At 66.3% G+C, this 23,931-nt stretch carries 23 protein-coding genes; 8 read left to right on the plus strand and 15 right to left on the minus strand.

The genetic code is table 11. The features are described 5' to 3' along the window. Positions 1 to 60 precede the first annotated feature (60 nt). Both msrA and HNP60_RS15945 read left to right on the plus strand, forming a co-directional pair. The gene (gene msrA, locus HNP60_RS15940; protein WP_184155701.1) at positions 61 to 591 is read left to right on the plus strand and encodes a peptide-methionine (S)-S-oxide reductase MsrA; all 531 of its coding nucleotides are present in this window, start codon (positions 61 to 63) and stop codon (positions 589 to 591) included. 101 nt (positions 592 to 692) lie between these two features. Then, entirely contained in the window at positions 693 to 929 is a 237-nt protein-coding gene (locus HNP60_RS15945; RefSeq protein WP_184155705.1) for a hypothetical protein, read from the plus strand. A gap of 23 nt (positions 930 to 952) precedes the next feature. On the opposite strand, the gene HNP60_RS15950 is transcribed toward HNP60_RS15945, so the two are convergent. Continuing rightward, entirely contained in the window at positions 953 to 2,947 is a 1,995-nt protein-coding gene (locus tag HNP60_RS15950) for a glycosyltransferase family 2 protein (protein ID WP_184155708.1), read from the minus strand. A gap of 251 nt (positions 2,948 to 3,198) precedes the next feature. Next, entirely contained in the window at positions 3,199 to 4,155 is a 957-nt protein-coding gene (locus tag HNP60_RS15955) for an L-threonylcarbamoyladenylate synthase (protein WP_184155711.1), read from the minus strand. Positions 4,156 to 4,240: 85 nt separating this feature from the next. Between HNP60_RS15955 and HNP60_RS15960 the strand changes: the two genes are divergently transcribed. Further along, the gene (locus tag HNP60_RS15960) at positions 4,241 to 5,092 is read left to right on the plus strand and encodes an ATP-binding protein (protein ID WP_184155714.1); all 852 of its coding nucleotides are present in this window, start codon (positions 4,241 to 4,243) and stop codon (positions 5,090 to 5,092) included. A gap of 73 nt (positions 5,093 to 5,165) precedes the next feature. Here HNP60_RS15960 and HNP60_RS15965 read toward each other — a convergent pair whose 3' ends face one another. Then, positions 5,166 to 6,518 carry a PQQ-dependent sugar dehydrogenase gene (locus tag HNP60_RS15965; protein WP_184155717.1) on the minus strand — a complete coding sequence of 451 codons (1,353 nt, stop codon included), beginning with the start codon at positions 6,516 to 6,518 and terminating at the stop codon, positions 5,166 to 5,168. Between the two features lie 58 nt (positions 6,519 to 6,576). Further along, positions 6,577 to 6,759 carry a hypothetical protein gene (locus tag HNP60_RS15970; RefSeq protein ID WP_184155720.1) on the minus strand — a complete coding sequence of 61 codons (183 nt, stop codon included), beginning with the start codon at positions 6,757 to 6,759 and terminating at the stop codon, positions 6,577 to 6,579. A gap of 191 nt (positions 6,760 to 6,950) precedes the next feature. Here HNP60_RS15970 and HNP60_RS15975 point away from each other — a divergent pair, with 191 nt between their 5' ends. Continuing rightward, a complete protein-coding gene (locus HNP60_RS15975; protein ID WP_184155722.1) occupies positions 6,951 to 7,160 on the plus strand; it encodes a hypothetical protein in 210 nt (69 codons plus the stop codon). 102 nt (positions 7,161 to 7,262) lie between these two features. Here the strand turns inward: HNP60_RS15975 and HNP60_RS15980 are convergent, their stop codons facing one another. From HNP60_RS15980 to HNP60_RS16010, 7 genes are all read right to left on the minus strand, one after another. Further along, the gene (locus HNP60_RS15980) at positions 7,263 to 8,948 is read right to left on the minus strand and encodes a long-chain-fatty-acid--CoA ligase (protein ID WP_184155724.1); all 1,686 of its coding nucleotides are present in this window, start codon (positions 8,946 to 8,948) and stop codon (positions 7,263 to 7,265) included. Positions 8,949 to 9,084: 136 nt separating this feature from the next. After that, positions 9,085 to 9,735 (minus strand): DUF1013 domain-containing protein, encoded by a 651-nt coding sequence (locus HNP60_RS15985; protein WP_184157133.1) that lies wholly within the window; start codon positions 9,733 to 9,735, stop codon positions 9,085 to 9,087. A gap of 135 nt (positions 9,736 to 9,870) precedes the next feature. Continuing rightward, a complete protein-coding gene (locus HNP60_RS15990; protein ID WP_184155727.1) occupies positions 9,871 to 10,620 on the minus strand; it encodes a class I SAM-dependent methyltransferase in 750 nt (249 codons plus the stop codon). Positions 10,621 to 10,799: 179 nt separating this feature from the next. Next, entirely contained in the window at positions 10,800 to 11,858 is a 1,059-nt protein-coding gene (locus HNP60_RS15995) for a glycosyltransferase family 4 protein (protein WP_184155729.1), read from the minus strand. Beyond that, positions 11,855 to 12,694, minus strand: a complete 840-nt coding sequence (locus tag HNP60_RS16000) for a UDP-2,3-diacylglucosamine diphosphatase (RefSeq protein ID WP_051003793.1) — start codon at positions 12,692 to 12,694, stop codon at positions 11,855 to 11,857. The genes HNP60_RS15995 and HNP60_RS16000 overlap by 4 nt, the downstream gene beginning before the upstream one ends. Positions 12,695 to 12,798: 104 nt before the next feature. Next, positions 12,799 to 13,419 carry a glutathione S-transferase family protein gene (locus HNP60_RS16005; protein WP_184155732.1) on the minus strand — a complete coding sequence of 207 codons (621 nt, stop codon included), beginning with the start codon at positions 13,417 to 13,419 and terminating at the stop codon, positions 12,799 to 12,801. Further along, positions 13,419 to 14,417: an NAD(P)H-quinone oxidoreductase gene (locus HNP60_RS16010; protein WP_184155734.1), complete on the minus strand. Its 999-nt coding sequence runs from the start codon at positions 14,415 to 14,417 to the stop codon at positions 13,419 to 13,421. Before HNP60_RS16010 ends, HNP60_RS16005 begins: the two co-directional genes overlap by 1 nt. 149 nt (positions 14,418 to 14,566) lie before the next feature. On the opposite strand from HNP60_RS16010, the gene HNP60_RS16015 reads away from it, so the two are divergent. The 4 genes from HNP60_RS16015 (at position 14,567) to HNP60_RS16030 (ending at position 18,825) form a co-directional block, all read left to right on the plus strand. Continuing rightward, positions 14,567 to 14,767, plus strand: coding sequence for a DUF1192 domain-containing protein (locus tag HNP60_RS16015; protein WP_260394954.1), 201 nt, complete (start codon positions 14,567 to 14,569; stop codon positions 14,765 to 14,767). Positions 14,768 to 14,912: 145 nt separating this feature from the next. Next, entirely contained in the window at positions 14,913 to 17,246 is a 2,334-nt protein-coding gene (gene clpA, locus HNP60_RS16020) for an ATP-dependent Clp protease ATP-binding subunit ClpA (RefSeq protein ID WP_184155738.1), read from the plus strand. A 202-nt stretch (positions 17,247 to 17,448) separates the two neighbouring features. Beyond that, the gene (locus tag HNP60_RS16025) at positions 17,449 to 18,159 is read left to right on the plus strand and encodes an esterase/lipase family protein (RefSeq protein WP_184155740.1); all 711 of its coding nucleotides are present in this window, start codon (positions 17,449 to 17,451) and stop codon (positions 18,157 to 18,159) included. Between the two features lie 24 nt (positions 18,160 to 18,183). Further along, entirely contained in the window at positions 18,184 to 18,825 is a 642-nt protein-coding gene (locus HNP60_RS16030; RefSeq protein WP_184155742.1) for a glutathione S-transferase family protein, read from the plus strand. Between the two features lie 102 nt (positions 18,826 to 18,927). On the opposite strand, the gene HNP60_RS16035 is transcribed toward HNP60_RS16030, so the two are convergent. The 4 genes from HNP60_RS16035 to HNP60_RS16050 form a co-directional block, all read right to left on the minus strand. Beyond that, entirely contained in the window at positions 18,928 to 19,665 is a 738-nt protein-coding gene (locus HNP60_RS16035; protein ID WP_184155744.1) for a Bax inhibitor-1/YccA family protein, read from the minus strand. Between the two features lie 236 nt (positions 19,666 to 19,901). After that, positions 19,902 to 20,966: an OmpA family protein gene (locus tag HNP60_RS16040; RefSeq protein ID WP_014077622.1), complete on the minus strand. Its 1,065-nt coding sequence runs from the start codon at positions 20,964 to 20,966 to the stop codon at positions 19,902 to 19,904. Positions 20,967 to 21,167: 201 nt separating this feature from the next. Then, complete coding sequence (locus HNP60_RS16045; RefSeq protein WP_184155746.1) at positions 21,168 to 21,665, minus strand: DUF2793 domain-containing protein; 498 nt, start codon at positions 21,663 to 21,665, stop codon at positions 21,168 to 21,170. 39 nt (positions 21,666 to 21,704) lie between these two features. Continuing rightward, positions 21,705 to 23,930 (minus strand): phage tail protein, encoded by a 2,226-nt coding sequence (locus tag HNP60_RS16050; protein ID WP_184155748.1) that lies wholly within the window; start codon positions 23,928 to 23,930, stop codon positions 21,705 to 21,707. Position 23,931 lies beyond the last annotated feature (1 nt).

Raw genomic sequence — 23,931 nt, forward strand, 5'->3', positions numbered from 1 at the left:
GTTTCGCCGCGGCTTCCTATTTCGGGAGCATCAGATGACATCGCGAAAGGACGGATCCCAATGAGCGCGACAGCAACGCTGGCGGGCGGCTGCTTCTGGTGCACCGAAGCTGTCTACCAGAGCCTGGCCGGCGTCGAGGCGGTGGAAAGCGGCTATATCGGCGGCACCAAGCCCAACCCGACTTATGAAGAGGTCTGCACCGGGCAGACCGGCCATGCCGAGGCGATCCGGATCACTTATGATCCCGCCACGATCAGCTATGGCGACCTGCTCGACATCTTCTTCGCCACCCATGACCCGACGACGCTCAACCGGCAGGGCAATGACGTGGGCACCCAGTATCGCTCGGCGATCTTTCCGCATGACCCGGCGCAGGAAGCGGAAGCCCGCGCGGCGATCGAGCGCGCACAGCCCGACTGGCCGAACCCGATCGTGACGACTATCGAGCCGCTGGCGACATGGTATCCGGCGGAGGATTATCACCAGCAATATTGGGACCGGGTTGGCAGCCGCAATCCTTATTGCATGGCCGTGATCCCGCCCAAGCTGCAGAAACTGCGCAAGGGTTTCGCGGCGCGCCTGCGAGACTGACCGGCGTTCGCCGGGCCCTGTCCTTCCGGCCTGCGGTGGCATAGAAGGACGTGGGCCCGGCCTTCGCCCGGACGGCGGGACGTGGCCCCAGGAGACCGACAATGCGCTTTTCCAGCCGCGCCACGCTCTGCGCGCTTCTCGTGATCGCCCTGCCCGTGCTGCCCGGCTGCGTGGCGAAAACAGCCTATAACGTCGCCACAGCGCCCGTGAAGGCAACGGCGAAGGCCGCCGACTGGGCGACCGTGAGCCGCGAAGAGGCCGACCGCAATCTCGGCCGCGACCTGCGCCGGAAATGCAAGGAACGCTACGACGCCTTCTACTGCCGCGACGCCGACTGAGGAGTCAGCGCCGCGAAGCAGGTTCAGCGGGGCGCCGAGCGAATATCCCGGACGACAGAGGCCGGATCGCGCGGGTCATGCGACGTGGCCACGGCCATGCCCGGCTGGACTAGCGGAGTCCGGGCGTGGCGTGGGACATAACGCGGGCGGTCACTCACCTTGCGCGGCTGCGCTTCCCGGATCGCGATGGCTGCCATCAGCGGCGCGCAGAAGAAGCGGACCGACAGGCTGAACAGGCCCAGGAAGCCCAGCAGGGCAACTCCGCCACCCACGAAGCCCGAGGCGAACAGGAAACCCAGCGCCAGCGCCATGCAGACCGATCCGGCGATCGTCTCCGGCATGGTCGCCGCGAAGGGGGATTCCTGCCCGGCGGCCAGGCCCGCGAACTTGGGCGTCCGCCGCCAGGCCAGCGGCCGCTTCGAGAGGCCGGCCACGCCAGCCAGCAGCGTCACATAAGTGAGCGAGGCACGGGCGATCTCGCCCCGGATCATGTCCTCCACATTATTGCAGCCGGAGAGCCGGTAGCGATGCATGGTACGCAGCCACCAGGTCACGCCGCCCAGGAGGAGGAGCAGGCCCGCAACGTGCGGCACGGCAACGGGAGTCATCGCGCCGGTCGCCAGCGAAACGATCATCCCAAGCACGCCGAAGATGGTGAAGGCGATGCCGGCGAAAGTCTGCAGCGGGGAAATGCAGCGCATGACCTCCAGCAGCTTCGTCCAGCCCGGCAGCGGCGGCGCGAAGGGGGCCGGCAGGAACAGGCGCCAGTGGCGACGCAACTGCTGCACCGGGCCGGCCGTCCACCGGAAGCGCTGCTTCTTGTAGTCGTCGAACGTATCGGGGATGAGGCCGTGCCCGAATGTCTCGCCGAAATAGAAGCCGCGATAGCCCACCGCGCGCAACCGCACGGAAACCTCCGAATCCTCGGTCAGGCACCATTCCGCCCATCCGCCCGCCTTGCGGAGCGCCTCGGTCCGCAGCAGGCACATCGTGCCGATGGTGAAGGCGCCGCCATATTCGTTGATGCCGGGATAATCGACCTTGTTGGTCGGCATATATTCCCAGTGGCAGGCGGTCAGATAGCTGTTGCCCTCATAATCGCGATAATCGTGCGGCGTCTGGATGTAGCCGAGCGAGGGATCGTCAAAGAACGGCACGAGGCGCGAGAGGAAATCGCTGCGGGCAAGGTAATCGGCATCGATCACGCCGATGAGCTCGGCGTCCGGCGCCATCTCGCCCAGGAGAAAGTTGAGCGCGCCAGCCTTCGCGCCTTCGAGCGGCGCGACATGGAAGAAGCGGAAGCGCTCGACGCCCAGCCGCCGGTTCAGCACCGCGCAATGCGCTTCCAGCGGGCGCCAGAGCTGCTCGTCGGCGGTATTGTTGTCGCAGACCAGGACTTCATAATCGTCATAGTCCAGCGCGGCCAGGCGGTTCATCGTCTCCATGACCACTTCCGGCGGCTCCGCATAGCAGGGCAGCTGCAGCGAGACCTTGAAGCGCGCGCGCGGGCGCGGCTCGTCCATCGGCGAAAAGGGCAGGCTCCAGCGCTCATGCGTGAGCACGGCCTCCCGCGCGAAATTCGCGATCTGGCCGAGAATGAACAGCAGGCCGGCAAATCCCAGCGCAATGAACGCCGCGATCGTCAGCGGCCCGGGGAAATCCGCCTCGAGGATGAACAACACCGCCCAGAGGCTCCCTACCACCCAGCCGGCAGCCACGCTCGTGAGCCAGAGAATGCCCGGCATGCTGAGCTGGTCGACCAGGTAGCGCACCACGGCCGCCCCGCCCAGGCAAAGCAGGAAGACGGGGAAGACGGCCAGGAAAGCCCCTGTGGTCAGCGTCGTGGCGAGCAGCGCGCCGATGCAGGCACCGACCAGCTCATAGCCTTCCGCCGAGACCGGACGGGACAGATTGTGGGGAGAGGAGACCGCCCGCAAGGTGAGCAATGCGGAGAAGAGGGCGAGAAACGCAACAAAGACCAGTGAGGAATCAAGCTCCGCTCGAGATAGCGCGATCAATGCCACTTCCTTTTCTTCTTTGCCTCGCTTGCCCTTGCCGGGCTTGAACGAGACACGACCCGGGACGGGCTGTACAGGGCAGCGCGATATCACGAAGTGTCAAGCGACAAACCGTGCGTCTGCAGCCGCCGCCTGAAGAAAGGCGCCAACCGCGAAACGGTTGCATTTCGGGTGCCGAAGCCTGTTTTCCTGCGTCAACCCGTGGCACCGATGCGGCGAGAGCGCGTCACACGGGGCCAGATACCGCGCGGTCAGGCAGCGGCGCGGCGCAGCCTGTCATTGATGGCAAGGCCAATGCCGCGATGCGGAACCGGCGCGACCGTTATCGCCGGAAACCCACTGGCATCCGCCTCGTGCAACGCAGCGAAGAGATTGGCGGCCGCTTCCACCAGATCGCCCGATGCGCTGAGGTTGCGCTGACTCGGGCCGGGGCCGAAGCCGATATGGAACTGACCTTCGACCGGGTGCGGGCAATCGAGCCGGAGCGGCTTGGACGGCGCATAATGGCTCTCAAGCTGCCCCGGCGCCGTGATCGGTCCGCCATGGCCAGGCAAGACGACCGGCAAGCCAGAGGCCTCTCCCAGCGCTTCGATCGTCACCGGACCGGGGCGCAGCAGCACGACCGCGTCCTCACGCGGCTGCACGATGGTGGATTCGAGCCCTTCGCTGGTCGGCCCGGCATCGAGGATCAGCGGAATGCGCCCGTCGAGGCTGGCAAGCACATGTGCCGCGCGCGTGGGGCTGATCGCGCCGGATCGATTGGCCGAAGGCGCCGCGAGCGGAACGCCCGCGGCGGCAATGAGCGCGCGCATGGCCGGGTGGGACGGCAGGCGCACCGCGAGCGTGGGGAGACCGGCGCTGGCCAGCGTGGCAACGGGGCAATCGGGGCGGCGCGGCAGCACCATGGTCAGCGCGCCCGGCCAGAACGCCGCGGCCAGCGCCTCGGCCTCTGGCGTGAAAGTCACGAGCCGCTGCGCCATTGCGAGGTCGTTCACATGCACGATGAGCGGATTGAAGGCCGGCCGTCCCTTGGCGGCATAGATGCGCGCGACAGCCATCTCGTTCGTGGCATCGGCAGCGAGGCCATAGACCGTCTCGGTCGGCACGGCGACGGGCTCGCCCGCGCGGATCAGCGCCGCCGCTTCGGCAAGCCCGGCGCTGTCATAAGCGCGAATCTGGGTCGTGATGGAACGGGCGCGAAGCGGCATCGTGCGGCTATAGCGGCGCTTCGTGACAGTATGAAGCCGGCAATAGCGGCTTTGCCGGAGCCCGGGCTTGGCCTAGAGAGCGCACATGACAGAGGATTTTCCCCAGGACGCGCTCACCCGCATCGCGGCGGCACTGGAGCGGATGGCGCCACCCCCTGCCACGTCGGCTGATCTGGAGGCGCATGCCGCCTATCGGTGGGACGGCAAGGCGATCACGCCGGTGCTCCATTTCCAGCCGGTGGACTATGCGCTGCTTACCGGCATCGATGCGCAGAAGCAGGCCTGCCTGGAGAACAGCCGCCGCCTCGCCCTGGGCCATGCCGCCCATGACATCCTGCTCTGGGGTGCGCGCGGCACCGGCAAATCCGCCACGGTCGCGGCCTGCGTAGGGCAAGTGCAGAAGGAAGGCCTGCCGCTCGCGCTGGTCGAAGTCGCGACCGACGACCTGCGCAGCCTCGCGACGCTCTTCTCGCTGCTGAGCGGCACGCGCCGGCCGATCATCCTCTATATCGACGATCTCGGCTTCGATGGCGATTTCGGCGCGGACGCGCGGGCCTTGCGCTCGCTGTTGCAGGGCGGCGCGAGCGCGCGGGGCAGCAATGTCCGCCTCTACGCCACCTCGAACCGCCGGCATATCGTCCCGCGCTCGATGTCCGAGCAGGACGATCCGATCAACCTGCGGGACGTGGTGGACGACCGGCTGGCGCTGGCCGATCGCTTCGGCCTTTCGCTCGGCTTCCACGCGCTCGACCAGGAGGCCTATCTCGCCATCGTGACGCGCTATGCCGCGCGCCACGGGCTGGACTTCGAGCCGGCCGCCGCAATCCAGTGGGCCACGCAGCGCGGCAATCGCTCGGGCCGCGTCGCCTGGCAATATGTGGTCGAGCTGGCAGGCCGCGCGGGCCGGGCCCTCGACGAACCGGACATCGGCGACTGAACCCGGCGCGCGGGTCCGCAGGCCTGCATGCGCTTCCTCGGCGGCAGCGCATTCGCCCGACCGCTGCCTGTCTTCATTGCGCGGTGGCGTCGGCCTTTGCCGCTGCGGGATTGCTGATCCGCCAGACCATGCCGCCCACATCGTCGCTCACCAGAAGCGCGCCGTCGCGCGCGACGAGGACGCCCACGGGACGCCCCTGCGCATCGCCATCCTTGTTGAGGAAGCCGGTCAGCAGGTCGACGAGCTTGCCTTGCGGCACGCCTTTCTCGTTGAACGCGACATAAGCGACCTTGTAACCGGCCGGCGGCTTGCGGTTCCAGCTGCCGTGCAGGGCCACGAAAGCGCCATGATCGAAGGGCGCGCCGAGCGCCGCGCCGGGCGTGAAGGTCAGCCCGAGCGGCGCGGTGTGCGCGCCGAGCCCGAAGGCGGGCCGCCTGGTATATTCGCGCAGGTCATTGCGCTCGGGCTGCACGCGCTTGTCGATATAGCCGCCCCAGTAGTTCCACGGCCAGCCGTAGAAGGCAGCGAAATCGACGTCAGTGAGATAGTCGGGCACGAGATCGGAGCCCAGCATGTCGCGCTCGTTGACCACCGCCCACAAGCCGCCCGTCCACGGATTGAAGGCGAGATCGGTGGGATTGCGCAGGCCGCTGGCGTAGATATTGAACGCGCCCTCGCGCGGATCGATCTCGATCACCGCAGCGCGCAGATCTTCCTGCTCCAGGCCATTCTCGGCGATGTTGCTGTTGGATCCCACACCGACATAGAGCTTGCCGTCCGGCCCGGCGGCGAGGCTCTTGGTCCAGTGATAATTGGGCGCATTGGCGGGGAGGCTGGCGACTTTCCGGCCCGGCTCGGTAATCCGCACCGCGCCCTGCGTGTAGGGGAAGGCCATGAGGCTGTCGGTATTGGCGACGTAGAGCGTGTCGCCGACGAGCGCCATGCCATAAGGCGAGTTCAGCCCTTCCAGGAAGCTGTAGCGGTCCTCCGCCAGACCATCGCCGTCGCTGTCGCGCAGGAGGGAAATGCGGTTGGCCGAAGGTGCGCCCGCACCGGCCCGGCCCATGAGCTTGCCCATGACCCAATCGGTGATGCCGTTCGTCGGGCGCGGCGGGCTGGCGGTTTCCGCCACCAGCACGTCGCCATTGGGCAGCAGCAGCATGGTGCGGGGATGATCCAGCCCGGCCGCAAAACGTTGGACGCGCAGCCCCTTCGCCGCCACCGGCGCGGCATCGTCGGCCCAGCCCACGGCGCGCGCGACGACCACGGTCGGGATGATCTGGCGCCGGGGTTCGGTGAAGCGGGGCTCTCGCCCTTCCAGCTCGGCTTCCGCGAGACGCGCCACGTCCGGCCGCGACACATAGAAGACTATGCCGCCCGCCGCGATGACCAGCGCCAGCAGCGCCATGAGAATATATCGCTTCATGCGCCCGATCTATGCCGCCGGCCCGCCGCGCGCAACCGGAAGCCGCATGCTGGACGCCTCAGCGCGGACCCAGCCGCCAGACGAGTATCGCGATGAGGACGCCCAGCCCGAGGCCGGCGAGCAATCCGATCACCGGCTGGCCGAGAAAACCGCCGACGATCGTGCCGAGAAGCGAAAGCAGCGCGATCGGCGCGCCGCCGCCCATGCGTTGCCGGGGATCGGGAGAAGAGGGACCACTCATGCAGGCGCCTTGCCACGTCCCGGGGCGGGACGCCAGCCGTCCGATCGCGGGACCCTCTGTTTCGCGCCGGGACATGCCTAAGGCGCCTTTCACCACCGAATGCCCCGATGCCGTAGCGTCACGGCAAACTGGCACGATGCTTGGTTGGCTTTCCGGTGTCGGCGCCGGGCCGATCTCACGGGAAGCCATTCATGCACCTGCCGATTCTGGTGGACCGTCAAAGCTATGAAGATGCCGCCGCGCTCATGGAAACCTTCGGGGAGCATGCCAGCGTGGAAGCCGCCCTGCGCGCGGACAGGAGCCGCGAGCGCGGCAATCATGTCCACTTCTGCCGCTGGCGCCAGGTCGAGCGGATGCTCCTGCTGCTGACCGCCGAGCAGGCGATGGGAACCATCCACTGATTCTTCCGTTGCGACCGTTGGACGCGTGTCGCCAGCCCCTCTCTTCCGGTTTCTCTCCCTATAGTCCCCACGAGGTTTCCGGGAGAGAGGGGCTCTCGACTCTCAGGCTAGCCCGGCCTTGGCGCGCTCCTCGGCCACGAGTTCCTTGCGCGAGAGCTTGCCGACCAGCGTCCTGGGCAGGTTGTCGCGGATCTCGACCGCGCAGACCCGCTCATGCTTGCCGAGCTGTTCGTTGAGCCAGTCCTTGAGGCCGTCCCCTTCCACGCCTTCCGTCTTGTCCGCCCAGAGCGTCACGAAGGCCTTGGGGCACTCGCCCCGGTAGGAATCCGGAATACCGATCACCAGGGCCTCGCGCACGGCGGGATGGCGATAAAGCACTTCCTCGACCTGGCTGGGAAACACCTTGAAGCCGCCCACCGCGATCATGTCCTTGATCCGGTCGACGACGCTGAAATAGCCATCCTCATCCACGGTTCCGACATCGCCGGTCCGCAGATAGCCATCGGCGAACACATCGCCGTCCGCCGCCGGATTGTTCCAGTAGCCCTGCATGATCTGGGGGCCGGAGACTGCGATCTCGCCCGGCACGCCCGGCGGCGCGCGTCGGCTGGGGTTCTCGCGATCGAGCAGCCGGATCCGCGTCGCGGGTATCGGTTGGCCGATGGTCCCCACCTTGCCGAGCCGGTCATAGGGATTGGCCGAGACCACACCGCTGCTTTCCGTCAGGCCGTAGCCTTCCACCAGCCGTGCGCCGGTCGCGCGCTCGAAATGCTCCTTGAGCGGCAACGGCAGCGGCGCACCGCCCGAAATGCAGATGCGCAGGGATGAGAGATTGGTCTTCGCAAGATCCGGGCAATCCAGCAAGGCCTGGAACATCGTGGGCACGCCCGGAAGCGACGTGATCCTGGTGCGCTGGATCGCCGCCAGCACCTGCCGCGAATCGAACCGGGGCAGCATCACGATCTCACCGCCATTGGCGACCGTGCGATTGAGCACCGCGGTATTGGCGAAGACATGGAAGAAGGGCAGCGCACCCAGAATACGATCATTGTCATGCCAGGGGTCGAGCATATTGACCTGCCGGGCATTGGCAGTGAGGTTCTGGTGCGTCAGCATCGCGCCTTTGGGCCGGCCGGTCGTGCCGCCAGTATATTGCAGCAGTGCCAGATCGCGCTCCGGATCGATGGCGGGCAGCGTCCGAGCCCCGTCGTTCGAGAGCATGTCGGCAAAGCGTGTCAGACGCGGATCGTGGGGGATCGGCTCGTCCGCCTTCCGCTTGAACAGGCGATACAGCATCGCCTTGCCTGCAGGCAGGGCCTCCGCCACGTTGCCCACCACGAGGCGCTCCACGCAGCACCGGTCGAGCATGGCCCGGGCATTGCCGAGCAGTGGCCGCGCCGACAATGTCACCATCATCCGCGTGCCGCTGTCCTCGGCCTGATGATCCAGCTCCTCGACCGTGTAGAGCGGCGAAAAGTTCACCGCGATCGCCCCGGCCATCATGATCCCGTAATAAGCGGTGACATAATGGGGCACATTGGGAAGATAGAGGCCCACCCGGTCGCCGGGGCGGATGCCGAGATCGATCAATCCGCAAGCAAAGCGCCGCGCCGCGTCCAGGCACTCGGCATAAGTGAATCGCCGCCCGTAGAAATCGATGAGCGAGCGCCCGCCATCGCGCTCCGCCGCCGCCTGCAACATGCCCGGAAGGGACAACGGCGCAAAATCCTGCGCCCAGCCGACGGGGTGATCATAATGGTCCTGCCAGACCGGGTTCTCGCTCTCCATGCCGGAAAACTATGCGATGGCGGCGAGCAAGGCAATGCAGACGCGCGGACGCTACGGCGCGGCCTGCAGCGTCGGTCCGCGCCAGCCGCGACTCGGGAGGGACCGGCCCGGTCGGGGGCCGGTCATGCCATGATGCTCAGTCCTGCGACGGGCTGGAAAACAGCGCTTCCTCGGCACGCAGCGCTTCCTCGGCGCGGCGCTGGGCTTCCTCGCGCTCCAGGCGCAGCTCGGCGATCAGCGCCTCGCGGTCGCCGGCGAGACGATTGTCCGTCGGCGCTTCGATGCCGGCCTTCTTCGCCGCCTTGGTGACGAGCAGGTCAAGCTCGCGCTGCGAGCACAGGCCCAGAGTCACCGGGTCCTTGGGCTGGATGTTGGAGATGTTCCAGTGCGTGCGCTCGCGGATCGCCTGGATGGTCGTGCGAGTGGTGCCGATCAGCTTGCCGATCGCGCCGTCGGAAATCTCCGGATGGTGGCGCAGGATCCAGGCGATGCCGTCCGGCTTGTCCTGCCGCTTGGAGACGGGCGTGTAGCGCGGCCCCTTGGTGCGACGCACCGGATCGGGCCCCTTGAGCATCTGCAGGCGATAATCGGCATTCGCCTCGCCCTTGTGGATTTCGTCCATGGACAGCTCATGGGCGCGCACGGGATCACGTCCGGTATATTTCGTGCCTGCGGTATCGTCGGCGATCGCCTGTACTTCGAGAATGTGCAGGCCGCAGAATTCGGCGATCTGCTCGAAGCTGAGCGCGGTGTTGTCGACCAGCCAGCTGGCGGTGGCATGGGGCATGAGCGGCTGGGCCACTGGAAATCTCCTGACGGTCAAAAAATGACACCAAAATGATAAGGGCCGCCCCTTGCGGAGCGGCCTGCCGCAGCCAGATTTAGTATAGTCCGGCCCGCAGGGCAAGACCGCGTGGCGCCGTCATTCGGACAGTCGCGCCATGGCGACGAGCTTCTCCCGCCAGGTCGGCCGCATGTAGAGCGGCGCGAGGAGCCTGCGCGCCAGCCGAGCCTTCGTGGAATGGCCGCTCGTGCCCAGCTGGTCGTGGCGGATGTCCTCCACGGCATAGCCGGCATGCCGCAGCTGCCAACTCATGTGATCCATCGAATATTCCATCTGATGACCGAGCCCGACATGGGGCAGCGGAAGCTGGAACCGGTCGAGATAGTCCTTGCCCAGCACCATCCGCGTGATGTTGCGCAGGCGGAACAGGTTCGGCGTGGTCAGAAAGACGCGGCCGCCCGGGTTGAGCAGGGAGGAGAGCCTGCGGAACGTGACATAAGGCGGCTCCGGGATATGCTCGATCACTTCCAGCATCACCACGAGGTCATAGCGCTTGTCGGCGTCGGGCACCGGCGGCTCCCAGGTGAGATTGCCGATCACGAAGGAGAGGCCGGCCGCATCGATGACCTTGCGGTATGATTCATTGATGTCGGCCACGGTGCAGTCCATGCCGAACATCTTGCTGAGCAGCAGCGCCATCTGGCCCCCGCCGAACTCGATCATCTTCATGTCCGAATCGAGGCCCATGTCGCAAAGCAATTGCAGCGAGCGCCAGTATCGTTCCCGGTCGATCTCGTAATATTCGGGCACTTCGAGAAAGTTGGAGCCGATGACATGGTCGTTATAAGCCCGGTCGAATTCCGCGCGCGTCGGACTGCACTTCCCCATGAGCCTGATCGTCCTGCCTTCAATTCGTGGAACAAGACCCCGCTCGTAGCGGGGAATGACGAAGAATTGGTATCGCCAGTCCCCCGCAAAGTCCATGGCGGCGCGGCATCGTGCGGCGGACGCGGCGCCCGTTCCGTCCCGGGCATGAGATGGATCGGAGAGGCGCCCCGGCGGGGATGTCAGGCGGCGCGCGCGTATCCGTCCTCGCCAAGCCAGTGCAGGCTGCCGAGGAACTGTTCGGCGCTCCGGCGCCAGCTGAAGCTGCGGCCAAAAGCAGCGCAGGCCGCGCGGTCCATGGTCAGCGCCCGCTCCACTGCCGTTTCGAGCCGTTCGTCCATGGCGCCGCTCGTTGGCGTGAGCACGTCGACCGGCCCCATCACCGGATAAGCGGCGACCGGCGTCCCGCAGGCCAGCGCTTCGATCATCACCAGCCCGAACGTGTCGGTGCGGCTGGGGAAGACCAGGACGTCGGCGCCCCGATAGGCGCTCGCCAGCGCTTCTCCGGTGAGCAATCCGAGGAAATGCGCGTCGGGGTAGTGCTGCTCCAGCGCCGCGCGGGCCGGCCCGTCACCGACGACGACCTTGGTGCCCGGCATGTCCAGTCGCAGGAAGGCCTCGATATTCTTCTCGACCGCCACCCGGCCGACATGCAGCATCACCGGCCCCGGCAGGCCGGCATAGGCCGGATGCGCCGCGCCATCGGGCGTGAAGAGCGCCAGGTCCACGCCCCGCCCCCAATGATGGGTCTGGCTGATGCCCGCGCGATGAAGCCCGGCCCGGATCGAGGGCGTGGAGGTCAGCACCGCACTGGCGGGACCATGGAACCAGCGGAAATAGGGCCAGAAAAGATCCGCCGAGAGGCCGGTCCGGCTCTGAACGTAATCGGGGAAATTGGTGTGATAGGCCGTGGTGAAATGATAGCCGCGGCGCAGGCACCAGCGGCGCGCGGCGACGCACAGCGGCCCTTCGGTCGCTAGATGGATGGCATCGGGACGGAAAGCGGCGATCATCCGGCCGATCGTCCCCGGGGCCGCCATGGCGAGGCGGATCTCGGGATAAGTCGGGCAAGGCAGGGTCGCGAAGCGGTCCGGGCCGATCACGTCCACCACATGGCCCATGGCCCCCAGCTCGGCACTGACCGACTGGAGCGTGCGCACCACGCCATTGACTTGCGGCGCCCATGCGTCGGTGACGATGAGAATGCGCCGCCCCGGGGCGATCTGCCCGATCTCGGTCAAGCCGCCAGTTCCAGGAGCTGATCGGTCTCGGGCGTTTCCCGCGCGGCCATGATGTCGGCCCAGTGCAGGATTTCCATGCGCCCGTCATGATGCTCGACAAGCGCGGTGCAGCCTTCCACCCAGTCGCCGTCATTATAATAAGTGATGTCGCCGAACTGGCGGATTTCCGCCGTGTGGATATGGCCGCAGACCACCCCGTCCACATGGCGCCGCTCCGCTTCATGCGCCACGATCTCCTCGAAGCGCGAGATGAAGGCCACCGCATTCTTGACCTTGTGCTTCGCCATCTTCGAGAGCGACCAATAGGGCATGCCGAGCAGGCGCCGTGCCTGGTTGACGCGGCGATTGATCGCCATCAGCGCGGTGTAGGCGGCGTCTCCCACCACGGCCAGCCAGCGATGCGCCAGCATGATCGCGTCGAACTCGTCGCCATGCAGGACGAGCAGCTTGCGCCCGTCGACGGTGGTGTGGATCATCTTGCGGCGGATCTCGACGCCGCCAAAGCTCATGCCGGTGAACTGCCGGAATATCTCGTCATGATTGCCCGGGATGTAGATGACGCGCGTGCCCCGGCGGGCGCGCTTCATGATGCGCCAGACGACGTCATTGTGCGCGGTGGGCCAGTAGACGCGCTTCTTGAGCTGCCATCCATCGACGATGTCGCCCACCAGATAGAGCGTGTCGCTGTCGACGCTGTCGAGGAAATCGACCAGCATCCCGGCATTGCATCCCTTGGTGCCGAGATGAATGTCGCTGATCCAGATCGTGCGAAAATGGAGCCGTGAACGCTCGCCTCTTGCCAAACGTTCCGGCGCTATCGTGCCAAGCGCGGTCATGCTGGTGCGGACCCCCGAGTGGAGTTTGTCTCCGCACATCCCCCTAGCCGAGGATTATGACAGTTTTTCTTGAATTATGACGGTGCTGCGTCAGTCGTGCCGGCTCAATCCGTTATCGGGATATAGCCCGGCAAGGCCTTCACCCGGTCGATCCAGCGCAGGATCGCGGGCCAGCCGCCGAGATCGAAACCGCCGGCATCGGCGACATGGGTATAGGCGAACAGGCAGATGTCCGCGAGGCTCGGTGTCGCGCCGACCAGCCAGTCGCGCCGGTCGAGCTCCGCCGCCATCAGGTCGAGGGCCGCTTCCCCGGCCGCGCGCTTACCGGCGATCTGGCCGCGCTGCGCGTCAGTGAGCGCCGCTTCCCCCACAAAGGCCAGCCAGAAGCGCAACGTCGCGATGTTCGGCTCGTGATTATACTGCTCCCAGAACATCCAGCGCAGCATATCGGCGCGATCGAAGCGATCGTCCGGGATGAGCGCCGAGCCGGTCGCAAGCCAGAAGCAGGCAGCATTGCTTTCGGGAAGGAAGCGCTCGCCGATCTGCAGCACCGGGATGCGGCCGTTCGCATTCACATGCGCCAGGAAATCGGGCGTGCGTGTTTCGCCCCGCATGATGTCATAGTGCCGCCGCGCCAGTGGCAGGCCAAGCAGCGCGGCCGTCAGCCTGATCTTGTAGCAATTGCCCGAGGGCGCATATTCGTAGAGGATCAGGGGCTCACTCATCAGCGCACCTTGAGGACGATCTTGCCGACATGCTCGCCCGCTTCCATGCGGCTGTGCGCGTCGGCGGCCTGTGCCAGAGGGAATATCCGGTCCATCGCCGGACGCAGCGTCCCTTCCGCGACGAAGAGCCAGGCCGTGCGCATGATCTCGTCCACCAGCAGGGCCTTGAACGCGCTCGTGCGCGGCCGCAAAGTCGATCCGGTCAGCGTCAGCCGCCGGGTCATGATCTGCGGGATCAGTATCTCCGCCTTCGCGCCGCCCAGCACCGCGATGGAGACGTGCCGCCCGTCCTCGGCGAGGCACTGCAGGTTGCGCGGGAGATAGTCGCCGCCCACCATGTCCAGCACGGCATCGACGCCGGCCCCACCCGTGATGCGCTTTACTGCCTCGACGAAATCCTCGTCACGATAATTGATGGCGTGGCCAGCGCCCCAGTCCAGCGCGGCACGGCATTTCCCGTCGCTTCCGCACGTGACGATGGAGGTTATGCCGAACAGGCGGCAGAGCGAGATCGCCATGGTGCCGATGCCGCTCGTCCCGCCATGGATGAGCACATGGTCGCCGCTCGCCACATAAGCGCGCTCGAACAGATTGTGCCAGACGGTCATGAGCGTCTCGGGCAGCGCCGCGGCCTCTTCCATGGCAAGGCCCGGCGGCAGCGGCATGCACTGGGCATGATCGGCGAGCGCATATTCGGCATAGCCGCCGCCCGCCACCAGCGAGCAGACGCGGCGCCCCACCGCGCCGGGATCGACGCCCGGCCCCACCGCTGCGATCGTGCCGGCAACTTCCAGCCCCGGCAGCGGCGATGCGCCGGCCGGCGGCGGATAGCGTCCCTGTCTCTGCAGCACGTCCGGGCGATTGACGCCGGCGGCGGCGACTTCGATCAGCACTTCGCCCTGCCCCGGCACGGGCACCGGCACCGTCGTCTCGACAAGCATCTCGGGGCCTCCCGGTGCCTTGATTTCCACCGCCCGCATCATGCCCGGCACCGCCATATCCGTCCCCCTCGGCTGCTGATCCTGCATTGCGGCCCTGTCTAGTCGCCCTCGCGGAAAAGGCCAGACCTGCGTGAAAGGAGTACGGTGAGAGAGCGGCCGTCGCGACGGCGTTGACACCGTCTCGCTTTGCGGCAACCATGGTGGCAATGGATTCTGACGACGCCTTTCCCCGGGCGCGGCCCGGCAGCCTGACGGCGCAACTTGCCAGCGAGGACCTTGAGCGGCTGTCCATGTCCGAGCTCGATCAGCGGATCGCATTGCTCACCGCCGAGGTCGAGCGGACCCGCAGGCAGCGCGAGCGCTCGGTTAATCACAAGGCAAGCGCCGAGGCGCTATTCAGAAAATGAGGAGAGTGGAAGCAGGATCGCCCTCCGGCGCATATCGGCTTCCGCAGCATCGGGTCGTTGACAGCTTGCCCTTGAAGGCAGGCGCGTGGGCTCCGACATTGGTCAGGTCGTGGCCTGGCTCTCAGGCCGCAGGAGTAAGATAGACATGCCCTCTTTCGCCCCCGCCCTTGAAACCACGCTCCACAATGCGCTGGCCCATGCCACGGAGCGAAGCCATGAATATGCAACGCTGGAGCATCTGCTCCTCGCGCTGATCGATGACGAGCATGCCGCCAAGGTGATGCAGGCATGCGGCGTCGATCTGGGCGAACTCGGCGACACCGTGACGCATTATCTCGACAGCGAGCTGGACAGCCTGAAGGTGACCGGCAGCGTCGATCCCTCGCCCACCAGCGGCTTTCAGCGCGTCGTCCAGCGCGCCATCCTGCACGTCCAGTCATCCGGCAAGGAAGAAGTGACCGGCGCCAATGTGCTGGTCGCGCTCTTCTCCGAGCGGGAGAGCTATGCGGTCTATTTCCTGCAGCAGCAGGACATGAGCCGCCTGGATGCCGTCAGCTATCTCTCGCACGGCGTCGGCAAGGGTGCTGCCACGCAGGAGCCGCCCAAGCCGCCTCAGGCCGAGGAAGAGAAGAAGGGCGAGACCAAGAAGAAGGACGGCGCGCTCGACCAGTTCACCGTCAACCTCAACGAGAAGGCGAAGGACGGCAAGGTGGACCCGCTCATCGGCCGCAGTGCCGAGGTCGATCGCACGATCCAGATCCTGTGCCGCCGCTCGAAGAACAATCCGCTCTATGTGGGCGATCCTGGCGTCGGCAAGACCGCCATCGCGGAAGGCCTCGCGCGCAAGATCGTGCAGGGCGAAGTGCCCGACGTCCTCAAGGAAGCGGTGATCTACTCGCTCGACATGGGCTCGCTGCTGGCCGGCACGCGCTATCGCGGCGATTTCGAGGAGCGTTTGAAGGCCGTCGTCTCTGAGCTCGAGAAGATGCCGCACGCGGTGCTCTTCATCGACGAGATCCACACGGTAATCGGCGCCGGCGCGACTTCCGGCGGCGCGATGGATGCGTCCAACCTCCTGAAGCCGGCGCTCTCGGGCGGCTCGATCCGCTGCATCGGGTCGACCACCTACAAGGAGTTCCGCAACCACTTCGAGAAGGACCGTGCGCTGCTGCGGCGGTTCCAGAAGATCGACGTGAACGAGCCGACGGTCGAGGACACCATCAAGATCCTGATGGGCCTGCGCTCGGCCTTCGAGGACCATCACGCCGTCAAGTACACGCCCGATGCGATCAAGGCGGCCGTGGAGCTCTCCGCACGCTACATCAATGACCGCAAGCTGCCGGACAAGGCGATCGACGTGATCGACGAGGTCGGCGCGATGCAGATGCTGGTGGCGCCGTCCAAGCGCAAGAAGATGATCACGCCCAAGGAGATCGAAGCGGTGATCGCGACCATGGCGCGCATCCCGCCCAAGACCGTCTCGACGGACGACAAGAGCGTGCTGGAATCGCTGGAAACCGATCTCAAGCGCGTCGTCTTCGGGCAGGACAAGGCGATCGAGGTGCTCAGCTCCGCGATCAAGCTGTCCCGCGCGGGCCTGCGCGATCCGGACAAGCCGATCGGCAATTATCTGTTCTCCGGCCCCACCGGCGTCGGCAAGACGGAAGTTGCCCGGCAGCTGGCCACGCTGCTCGGCATCCCGCTCCAGCGCTTCGACATGTCGGAATATATGGAGCGGCACTCGGTCAGCCGCCTGATCGGCGCGCCTCCGGGCTATGTCGGCTATGATCAGGGTGGCCTGCTCACCGATGCGATCGACCAGAATCCGCACTGCGTCCTCCTGCTCGACGAGATCGAGAAGGCGCATCCGGACCTGTTCAACATCCTGCTGCAGGTGATGGACAATGGCCGCCTGACCGATCACCACGGCAAGACGGTCGATTTCCGCAACGTCATCCTCATCATGACCACCAATGCCGGCGCGTCCGACATGGCGAAGGAATCGATCGGCTTTGGCGAGTCCACGCGCGAGGACGTACAGGAAGAAGCCGTGAAGAAGCTCTTCACGCCGGAATTCCGCAACCGTCTCGATGCGATCGTGCCGTTCGACTATCTGCCGACCGAGGTGGTCTCCCGGGTGGTCGACAAGTTCGTCATTCAGCTCGAGCTGCAGCTGGCGGACCGCGACGTTCACATCACGCTCGACAATGATGCGCGCGAATGGCTCACCGCGCGCGGCTATGACAAGCTCTATGGTGCCCGCCCGATGGGCCGGCTCATCCAGGAGAAGATCAAGCAGCCGCTCGCCGAGGAGCTTCTGTTCGGCAAGCTGGTCAATGGCGGCGAAGTGCATGTGCGCCTGAAGGATGGTGCTCTCACATTCGAGATCACGCCCGCGGCGCCCCGGCGCGGCAAGAGTGGTCCCGCCGGCAAGGCCAGCGGCAAGGGCCGCAAGGCACCGGCGCCGACGTCACGCTGACGAGACGAAGGGTGGGGAAGCAGGCTTTCCTCACCCTTCGCCGCACCTGCGCCCGCTCTAGCGGGTCGGTGCCCTGCCGGGCTGCGACAGCCCGCCACCTGACCGACATCTTTCCCGCCCCGCGACTGCGACCCGGCGCGAACCGGTCACGCTTCCTCCACCAGCCCTTTCGCCCGGGATCGGCTCCGGTCATCATGAGATGATGTCGGACGCGTCTTCCGCCTTGCCCACGGTGGTCATTCTGCACGGCTTCGGCGGGATCGGCCTGATGAACCGGCCACTCGCCATCATGTTGCGCCGCGCCGGCTATCGGCCGGTCGAGATCACCTATGACAGCTGGGGAACGCCGCTCGACCGGATCTGCGAGCGCCTTCTGCCCCGCATCGCGGCGTGCGGCGGCGGAGAGGCGCCGCTTCATATCGTGGCGCATTCCATGGGCGGGCTGGTCGCGCGGGCCCTCATCACGCGCGAGCGCCCCGCCCATCTCGGCAGCGTCGTGATGCTCGGCACGCCCAATGGCGGCAGCGAGATCGCGGATTTCCTTCATCAGCGGCCCTGGTTGCGGCCCATCCTCGGCAAAGCGGCCGAAGCGCTGGTCACCCAACGGGATGCCGCCACCGATGCGCTGCTCGGGCGCGTCGACTATCCGGTGGGGATCATCGCCGGCAACAGGCCGATCATGCCCATCGCCGCCGCCCGGCTGGTGCCCTTGCCGAGCGACGGCAAGGTCAGCGTCCTCTCCACGCGCCTGCAGGACGCAGCGGACCACATCGTCCTGCCCCTGCCCCACAGCCTGCTGCCCTATCACCCCTCCGCCCATTTGCAGATCAGGCATTTTCTCGCGACCGGCCGGTTCTTCCGCGACGATGCGCACCCCATCGAGGAACGGCTGGCCAACGAGATTTGTTCCTGATATGTTCCCGTCAGGAGGTGACCCATGACTGCTGCAATCCAGTTCTACACGAACCCCATGTCGCGCGGACAGATCATAAGATGGATGCTCGAGGAACTCGGGCAGCCCTATGAGACTCATCTGCTCGATTATGCGGGAAGCATGAAATCGCCCGACTATCTGGCGCTCAACCCGATGGGGAAGGTCCCGGCCATCGTTCATGATGGCAAGGTCGTGACCGAATGCGCGGCGATCTGCGTCTATCTCGCGGCGTGCTTTCCCGAAGCCTCGCTCGATCCCCGGCCGGAGGAGCGCGCGGACTATTATCGCTGGCTGTTCTTCGCGGCCGGGCCGGTCGAAGCCGCTGTCACCAATCAGGCGGCGGGCTTCACGGTCTCGGAGGAGCGGGCGCGGATGTTCGGCTATGGCACTTACGACCTGGCGATGCAGACGCTCGAAAGCGCCGTCACGGGGCGTGATTATGTCTGCGGGCCCCGCTTCACGGCGGCCGACGTCTATGTGGGTTCGCAGATCGACTGGGGCCTGCAGTTCGGGACCATGCCGGACCGGCCGGCCTTCCGTGCCTATGCCGAGCGGCTGCGCGCAAGGCCTGCTTATCAGCGCGCCAAGGATATCGACAATGCGCTCATCGCGCAGATGAAAAGCGCTGCGGAGAAGCAATCATAGTGGGGTTCGCCACAGTCTTGTCGTGACGAGACTTGGCGAATGCAGAAAGGCCCAGCGAACTTGCGTTCGCCGGGCCTTCTGTCGCAATCCGAGGTGATGCGCTTATTCGCGGCTGCCCATGAAGCGCAGCAGGAACATGAACATGTTCACGAAGTCGAGGTATAGCGACAGCGCACCCATGATGACGGCCTTGCCCATCATGTCCGTGCCCGCGACATAGCTGTACATGCTCTTGAGCCGCTGCGTGTCGTAGGCGGTAAGGCCAGCGAAGATCAGCACGCCCAGGATGCTCACCACGAGGCCGAGCGCGCTCGACTGCAGGAACAGATTGATGACCGACGCGACCAGGATGCCGACGACGCCCATGATCAGGAACGTGCCGAAGCCCGACAGATCACGCTTGGTGGTGTAGCCGTAGAGGCTGAGGCCCGCGAAAGCCGCCGCCGTCGCGAAGAAGGTCTGCGCGATGGATTCGCCGGTGTAGACCAGGAAGATGGAGGCCATGGAAAGCCCCATCACGACGCAATAGGCCCAGTAGAGCATCTGCGCGGTGCCGGTCTGCAGCCGGTTGATGCCAAAGCTGAGCACCATCACGAAGCCGAGCGGCGCAAACATCAGCAGATATTTGAGCGGGCCGGGGCCGAGCAGGATCTGCGCGGCAAAGCCGCTCTGCGCGAACAGCAAGGCGACGATGCCCGTCACCAGCACACCGCTCGCCATATAGTTGTAGATCGACAGCATATAGGACCGCAGACCTGCATCGAAGGCAGCGTCGTCCGCGCGCGTCGAGATGCCGCCAAAACCCGCCGAGGTTGTCCGGGGATCCGGCCAGTTCGCCATGTTCATTCTCCTTGTGACCAGCTTCAGTGCCAATCATTCGGGTGCAATATCATGTCTTTGGGGCCGGGTTTCAAGCAAAACCGGACCCTGGTCGCCCGCGAGAGGTCCGCCAGGGCGCCCCCGGCGCGGAAACGCGCGGGTGCGCGGACGCGGAAAATCGCGCGGGCACGAAAAAAGGGGCCGGTCGCCCGGCCCCTTCTTTGTGGATGACCGCCCGAGAGCGGCCTATCCGTATCTTAGTTGCCCGAACCCGGACCGTAGGTGATTTCCACGCGACGGTTCTGGAGTTCACGGACGCCATCGGCGGTTTCGACACGCGGACGGGTCTCACCGAAGGCCTCGGACGAAATCACGCCGTCCGAAATGCCACGCGAGGTCAGGTAACCGCGCACCGCCGTGTTGCGGCGAGCCGACAGACCCATGTTGTAGCGGGGCGAACCGGACTTGTCCGCGTGGCCGGCCAGCATGACCGACGCGCTGCCGCAGTTGGCATAAGCCGAGATCGCGTTGTCGAGGATCGAGGCAGCGTCCGGCGTGATGTCGGCGCTATCCCACTCGAAGAACACGATGTACGGCCCAGGCGCACACTGCACCACCGGCGGAGGCGGAGGCGGCGGAGGCGGCGGGGGAGGCGGCGGCGGGGGCGGCGGGGGCGGGGGCGGAGGCGGCGGAGCCGGCTCGGCGCCACCGAAGTTGTAGATGATGCCCGCCAGGATGCTGTGCGTGCTGGCCTCGGATTCGAGACCCACGCCACGGGTGTTCCGCAGCTTGATGTCGTCGTGGTTGAAGTAGCGATACTTCAGCGACAGATCGACGTTCGTGGTCACCGGATAACGGACGCCGGCGAGAGCCTGCCAGGCGAAGCCGCTGTCCGAATCGCGCGTGTCGGGGAGAGAGATCTTCGAACGGGCGATACCGACGCCACCGCCGATGAAGCCCTGCAGACCATCGTCCGGACCGAAGTCGAGCAGACCGTTGAGCATCAGCGAGTCGATGCGCATCTGGCCACCCGACAGGTTCGTCGAGAGGTTCGAATAGTTGGTCTGCTTGTTCATCGCCTTCTTGTGCGAATATTCCGCTTCGAGACGGAAACCGCCGAAGTCGTAGCCGACCATGCCGCCAGCATCATAGCCGGTCTTGTGCGGCGTGTTCGCGGTAACGCCATTATCATACGTCGAGTCCGCGTCCTCGGCGATCATCGCACCAACTTCGGCACCAATGTACCAGGACTTGTCCTTGGCCAGCGATGGCGAGGCCATCGCAGTCGACGCGAGCGCTATGGCAATGCCAAGCTTCCGCATATCATTCCCCTTTCAGAGTTAAGACGAAAATGCTGCGCCAATGGTGTAATGTTGCGCGAAACGAGATTCAAGGGAGATTCCGGGGGGTTCCCGAGCGCTGTTGCCGAAATGTCGCAGTTTTCATCACATGGGAGGACGACCGGGAACAGCGCCGGAATACAGGGTGCGTAACAATGACCAGCACCAGAAAACGTTCCGCGATTAAAGTGAAACGAGGCCATGAGTGCGCAGGGCGGAAAGAATGGCGAGCAGAGCGATCCGTGCCTGATCGTCCTGCACCGCGCCACCGGTGGGGTCGGCGATGGCCCCCTGTCGTGCGGAAACAACACGCTCGCCCCCAACATAGAAGCCATCCTCGCGCACCGGGCCGTCCACCCAGGCCGATCCGTCGAAACGCAGTTCATGGCCCCTGTCGATTGTCCAGGCGCGCCATCCCGCCGCCGGGCGCAGGAACAGCCAGCCCTGGCTCGTCCAGCCGGCGACTGCGCCCTCCGCGTCCAGCCATGCGCCGGTGGCCCCGGTCGTTACGATCCAGCACTGGCCCGTCCCGGGATCCGCGGGCGGCGTGGCGATGTCCGCGCTTTCCACGATGAGCTGAACGGCCAGATCGAGCAGCGCAAGCGCCTCATTATGCGTGATCTCCTTTTGCGCTTGCCCGGCGGCAAGCAGCGGCAGGGCAAGCCGGTCGGTCGTAGCCATGGGTAATTCCTCCTAATGTCGTGAACGTCTGCAGCGAGGTCAGGCGATGTCGAGCACGAGCGGGCGGCTCAGGCCCCACATGCCCCGCTGCCGGATTTCCATCCTCAGCGGATGCCCATCGGCAGCGAGCAGGTCCGCGCTCCGCTCGGCGGCACCATAAAGGGTGGCGTGAGTTGACGTTTCCCATTCCCGCAGGATGATGCCCCCGGCGGTCACCCGCAGCAGATAGGCTTCCGTCTCCTCCCCCAGCGGGCTGTCGGCATGGTCCGACCAGAGCCAGCCGAGACGGCTGCGCCTGATCCAGCCGATCGACAGGTCCCCGCCCCCGGCGGGCTTTACGCGGCCATGCACCGGAGAGAGCGGCAGCATGGCGATGCCTTCGATTGCCCTGTGTGAAACGGCCGGGGTCAGATCGCCGCTGCCGATGGCTTTCAGCGTCAGCAACCGTCCCGCATCAGCGGATGTCAGCGCCACGGCCGCGAGTCGCGCGGGATCGAGGAAAAGGAAGCGCTCGCCAGCCTCATGGGTGACCGCCGCCCATTCCGTACCGCGCCAGCCGCGGATCAGGCGGGACAGGCGATAGCGCCGGGGCGCCAGCGGTTCGGCCTCTCCGAACAGCAGCATTTCCTGCCCAATCTGGCAGGGATTGCCGCCGCTGATGAGCGCATCGTCCTCGATCGAGGTCAGCGCGTCGGCCGCATTGTCGAGTTCCACCTCGACGTAGCTGCGGCGATCGATGCGCCACGCCGCGCCGGCCGGCAGCGCGGTCAACGCCGTGCCGATCACGGCCCGCGGCGCGGTGCGGCCGATCGGCTCGTCGCCCGGCGGATCGGTAAGGGTCCGGAACAGCGCAGCGCGGCGCCAGCCTGCGTCGGCGCCCGTCGCTGCGACGCAGACCTGCGGCGCCGTGGCCAGCGTCGCCCCGTCCGGCGGCCATTCTACGATTGCGAGGCTGGTCGGCCCCTGCGCCAGATCCGGCTCGCGCACCACGGCGCCCGGATCGCCTGCGGATGCGTCCGGCCGCGCACCCGCCCGCACCGCGCGCAGCGTCAGGCGCACGGCCATGTCTTCCCAGTCGCTCGCCTCGACGAGCCAGCGCCCCGGTTCGCCCTCCAGCGCCACGATGTCGCCCGGGGCAAGATCGAGTGCGGTCCAGTCCATGGCGCGCGTGCAGCGGCTGCGCTCGCGCCCCGCGGCGCGCAGCCGCTGCCCGGCGAGTGTGCGGGCCTGCGTCGCGGTCAGTACGGCCGGGAGATCGAGGCTCTCCTCGCGCAGCCCCGGCCCCGGCCGTTCCGCCGACTGGCTGCCGATCTGGAAGTCGCGGTCGGGATCATGATGGCGGATGGTGAGGCGTGCCGGCACGGTCTCGATGGCGTCCCGGCGCTTCGTTCCCTCTTCCACGGCCCGGCCATCCAGACTTCGGATCGCGTGGGCGCGCGCCAGCGTCCGGCCCGTCCAGGTGCCGCGACCGAGCGCGGCGGCCCCTTCCCGCTCCCGCCAGCGCATCCCGAAGACGTCCGTCAGCGGCGTCACCGTCTCGCGCAGGTTGCTTCCCTCGGCGGCAAAGCCGGCAAGATGCGGCTCGTCCTCGTCTCCGGCATGGGTCACGGGCTCGCCCGCCAGATCGGAGAGGATCGACGCGAGGCCCGGCGGCGCGGCGTCCGCGAACAGCTCGAAGGTCAGCGAGGGAATGCGGTTGCCGAAATCGGCAAGGTCCAGTCCCTCGAACAGCACATAGGCGCAGCCCCGGCAGGCCGGCGCCGCCGCGATGCCCACATCCGCCGCGATCAGCGGATCGACCGGCTGGTCCTCCCCGCCATGATGGATGCGAAAGGCGCTTACCGGCGATTTCCAGTCGCCTGCCGCGCCGCGCAGCAGGTTACCGTCCGCCCAGATGCGGCCGATGCCGGCGATCGGACGGGAGGAAAGCGCCACCGCGAAGCTTGCCGAATAGCTGTAGCGCGTGATGCTCGGCTGGCCCTTCCCGCCCCCGCTGGTGCTGCTGCTCTCGATGAGATCGGTGGACCAGATCACCGTGCCCGCCACGCGCACCGTCCCGTAGATGCGCGGAATGCGCGCGCCATATCGGGAGGTCTGGACCTGCAGGTCGTTCAGGCGCGGGCCGGATTGCGGGCCGGGGCGAAAGATCAGACCGTCAATCGCCTGCCCCGCCACCGCGCCGATGGCGCCGCCCATGGCCGCGCCGATCGCACCCAGCGGTCCGCCGATCACGCTGCCCAGCGCCGTCAGAACAAGTGTCGCCATG

Origin of the sequence: Sphingobium lignivorans (assembly GCF_014203955.1) — a bacterium.
Taxonomy (GTDB): domain Bacteria; phylum Pseudomonadota; class Alphaproteobacteria; order Sphingomonadales; family Sphingomonadaceae; genus Sphingobium; species Sphingobium lignivorans.

Bases quoted from the DNA above. Each gene is read 5' to 3' on its own strand.
- HNP60_RS16000 (WP_051003793.1), bottom strand. From the start codon at position 12,694: ATGACCGCGCTTGGCACGATAGCGCCGGAACGTTTGGCAAGAGGCGAG.
- HNP60_RS15970 (WP_184155720.1), bottom strand. From the start codon at position 6,759: ATGAGTGGTCCCTCTTCTCCCGATCCCCGGCAACGCATGGGCGGCGGC.
- HNP60_RS16045 (WP_184155746.1), bottom strand. From the start codon at position 21,665: ATGGCTACGACCGACCGGCTTGCCCTGCCGCTGCTTGCCGCCGGGCAA.
- clpA (WP_184155738.1), top strand. From the start codon at position 14,913: ATGCCCTCTTTCGCCCCCGCCCTTGAAACCACGCTCCACAATGCGCTG.
- HNP60_RS16015 (WP_260394954.1), top strand. From the start codon at position 14,567: ATGGATTCTGACGACGCCTTTCCCCGGGCGCGGCCCGGCAGCCTGACG.
- HNP60_RS16005 (WP_184155732.1), bottom strand. From the start codon at position 13,419: ATGAGTGAGCCCCTGATCCTCTACGAATATGCGCCCTCGGGCAATTGC.
- HNP60_RS15985 (WP_184157133.1), bottom strand. From the start codon at position 9,735: ATGCCCCATGCCACCGCCAGCTGGCTGGTCGACAACACCGCGCTCAGC.
- HNP60_RS16050 (WP_184155748.1), bottom strand. From the start codon at position 23,930: ATGGCGACACTTGTTCTGACGGCGCTGGGCAGCGTGATCGGCGGACCG.
- HNP60_RS15945 (WP_184155705.1), top strand. From the start codon at position 693: ATGCGCTTTTCCAGCCGCGCCACGCTCTGCGCGCTTCTCGTGATCGCC.
- msrA (WP_184155701.1), top strand. From the start codon at position 61: ATGAGCGCGACAGCAACGCTGGCGGGCGGCTGCTTCTGGTGCACCGAA.
- HNP60_RS16010 (WP_184155734.1), bottom strand. From the start codon at position 14,417: ATGGCGGTGCCGGGCATGATGCGGGCGGTGGAAATCAAGGCACCGGGA.
- HNP60_RS15965 (WP_184155717.1), bottom strand. From the start codon at position 6,518: ATGAAGCGATATATTCTCATGGCGCTGCTGGCGCTGGTCATCGCGGCG.
- HNP60_RS15975 (WP_184155722.1), top strand. From the start codon at position 6,951: ATGCACCTGCCGATTCTGGTGGACCGTCAAAGCTATGAAGATGCCGCC.
- HNP60_RS15955 (WP_184155711.1), bottom strand. From the start codon at position 4,155: ATGCCGCTTCGCGCCCGTTCCATCACGACCCAGATTCGCGCTTATGAC.
- HNP60_RS15980 (WP_184155724.1), bottom strand. From the start codon at position 8,948: ATGGAGAGCGAGAACCCGGTCTGGCAGGACCATTATGATCACCCCGTC.
- HNP60_RS15990 (WP_184155727.1), bottom strand. From the start codon at position 10,620: ATGGGGAAGTGCAGTCCGACGCGCGCGGAATTCGACCGGGCTTATAAC.
- HNP60_RS15960 (WP_184155714.1), top strand. From the start codon at position 4,241: ATGACAGAGGATTTTCCCCAGGACGCGCTCACCCGCATCGCGGCGGCA.
- HNP60_RS16025 (WP_184155740.1), top strand. From the start codon at position 17,449: ATGTCGGACGCGTCTTCCGCCTTGCCCACGGTGGTCATTCTGCACGGC.
- HNP60_RS16030 (WP_184155742.1), top strand. From the start codon at position 18,184: ATGACTGCTGCAATCCAGTTCTACACGAACCCCATGTCGCGCGGACAG.
- HNP60_RS16035 (WP_184155744.1), bottom strand. From the start codon at position 19,665: ATGGCGAACTGGCCGGATCCCCGGACAACCTCGGCGGGTTTTGGCGGC.
- HNP60_RS16040 (WP_014077622.1), bottom strand. From the start codon at position 20,966: ATGCGGAAGCTTGGCATTGCCATAGCGCTCGCGTCGACTGCGATGGCC.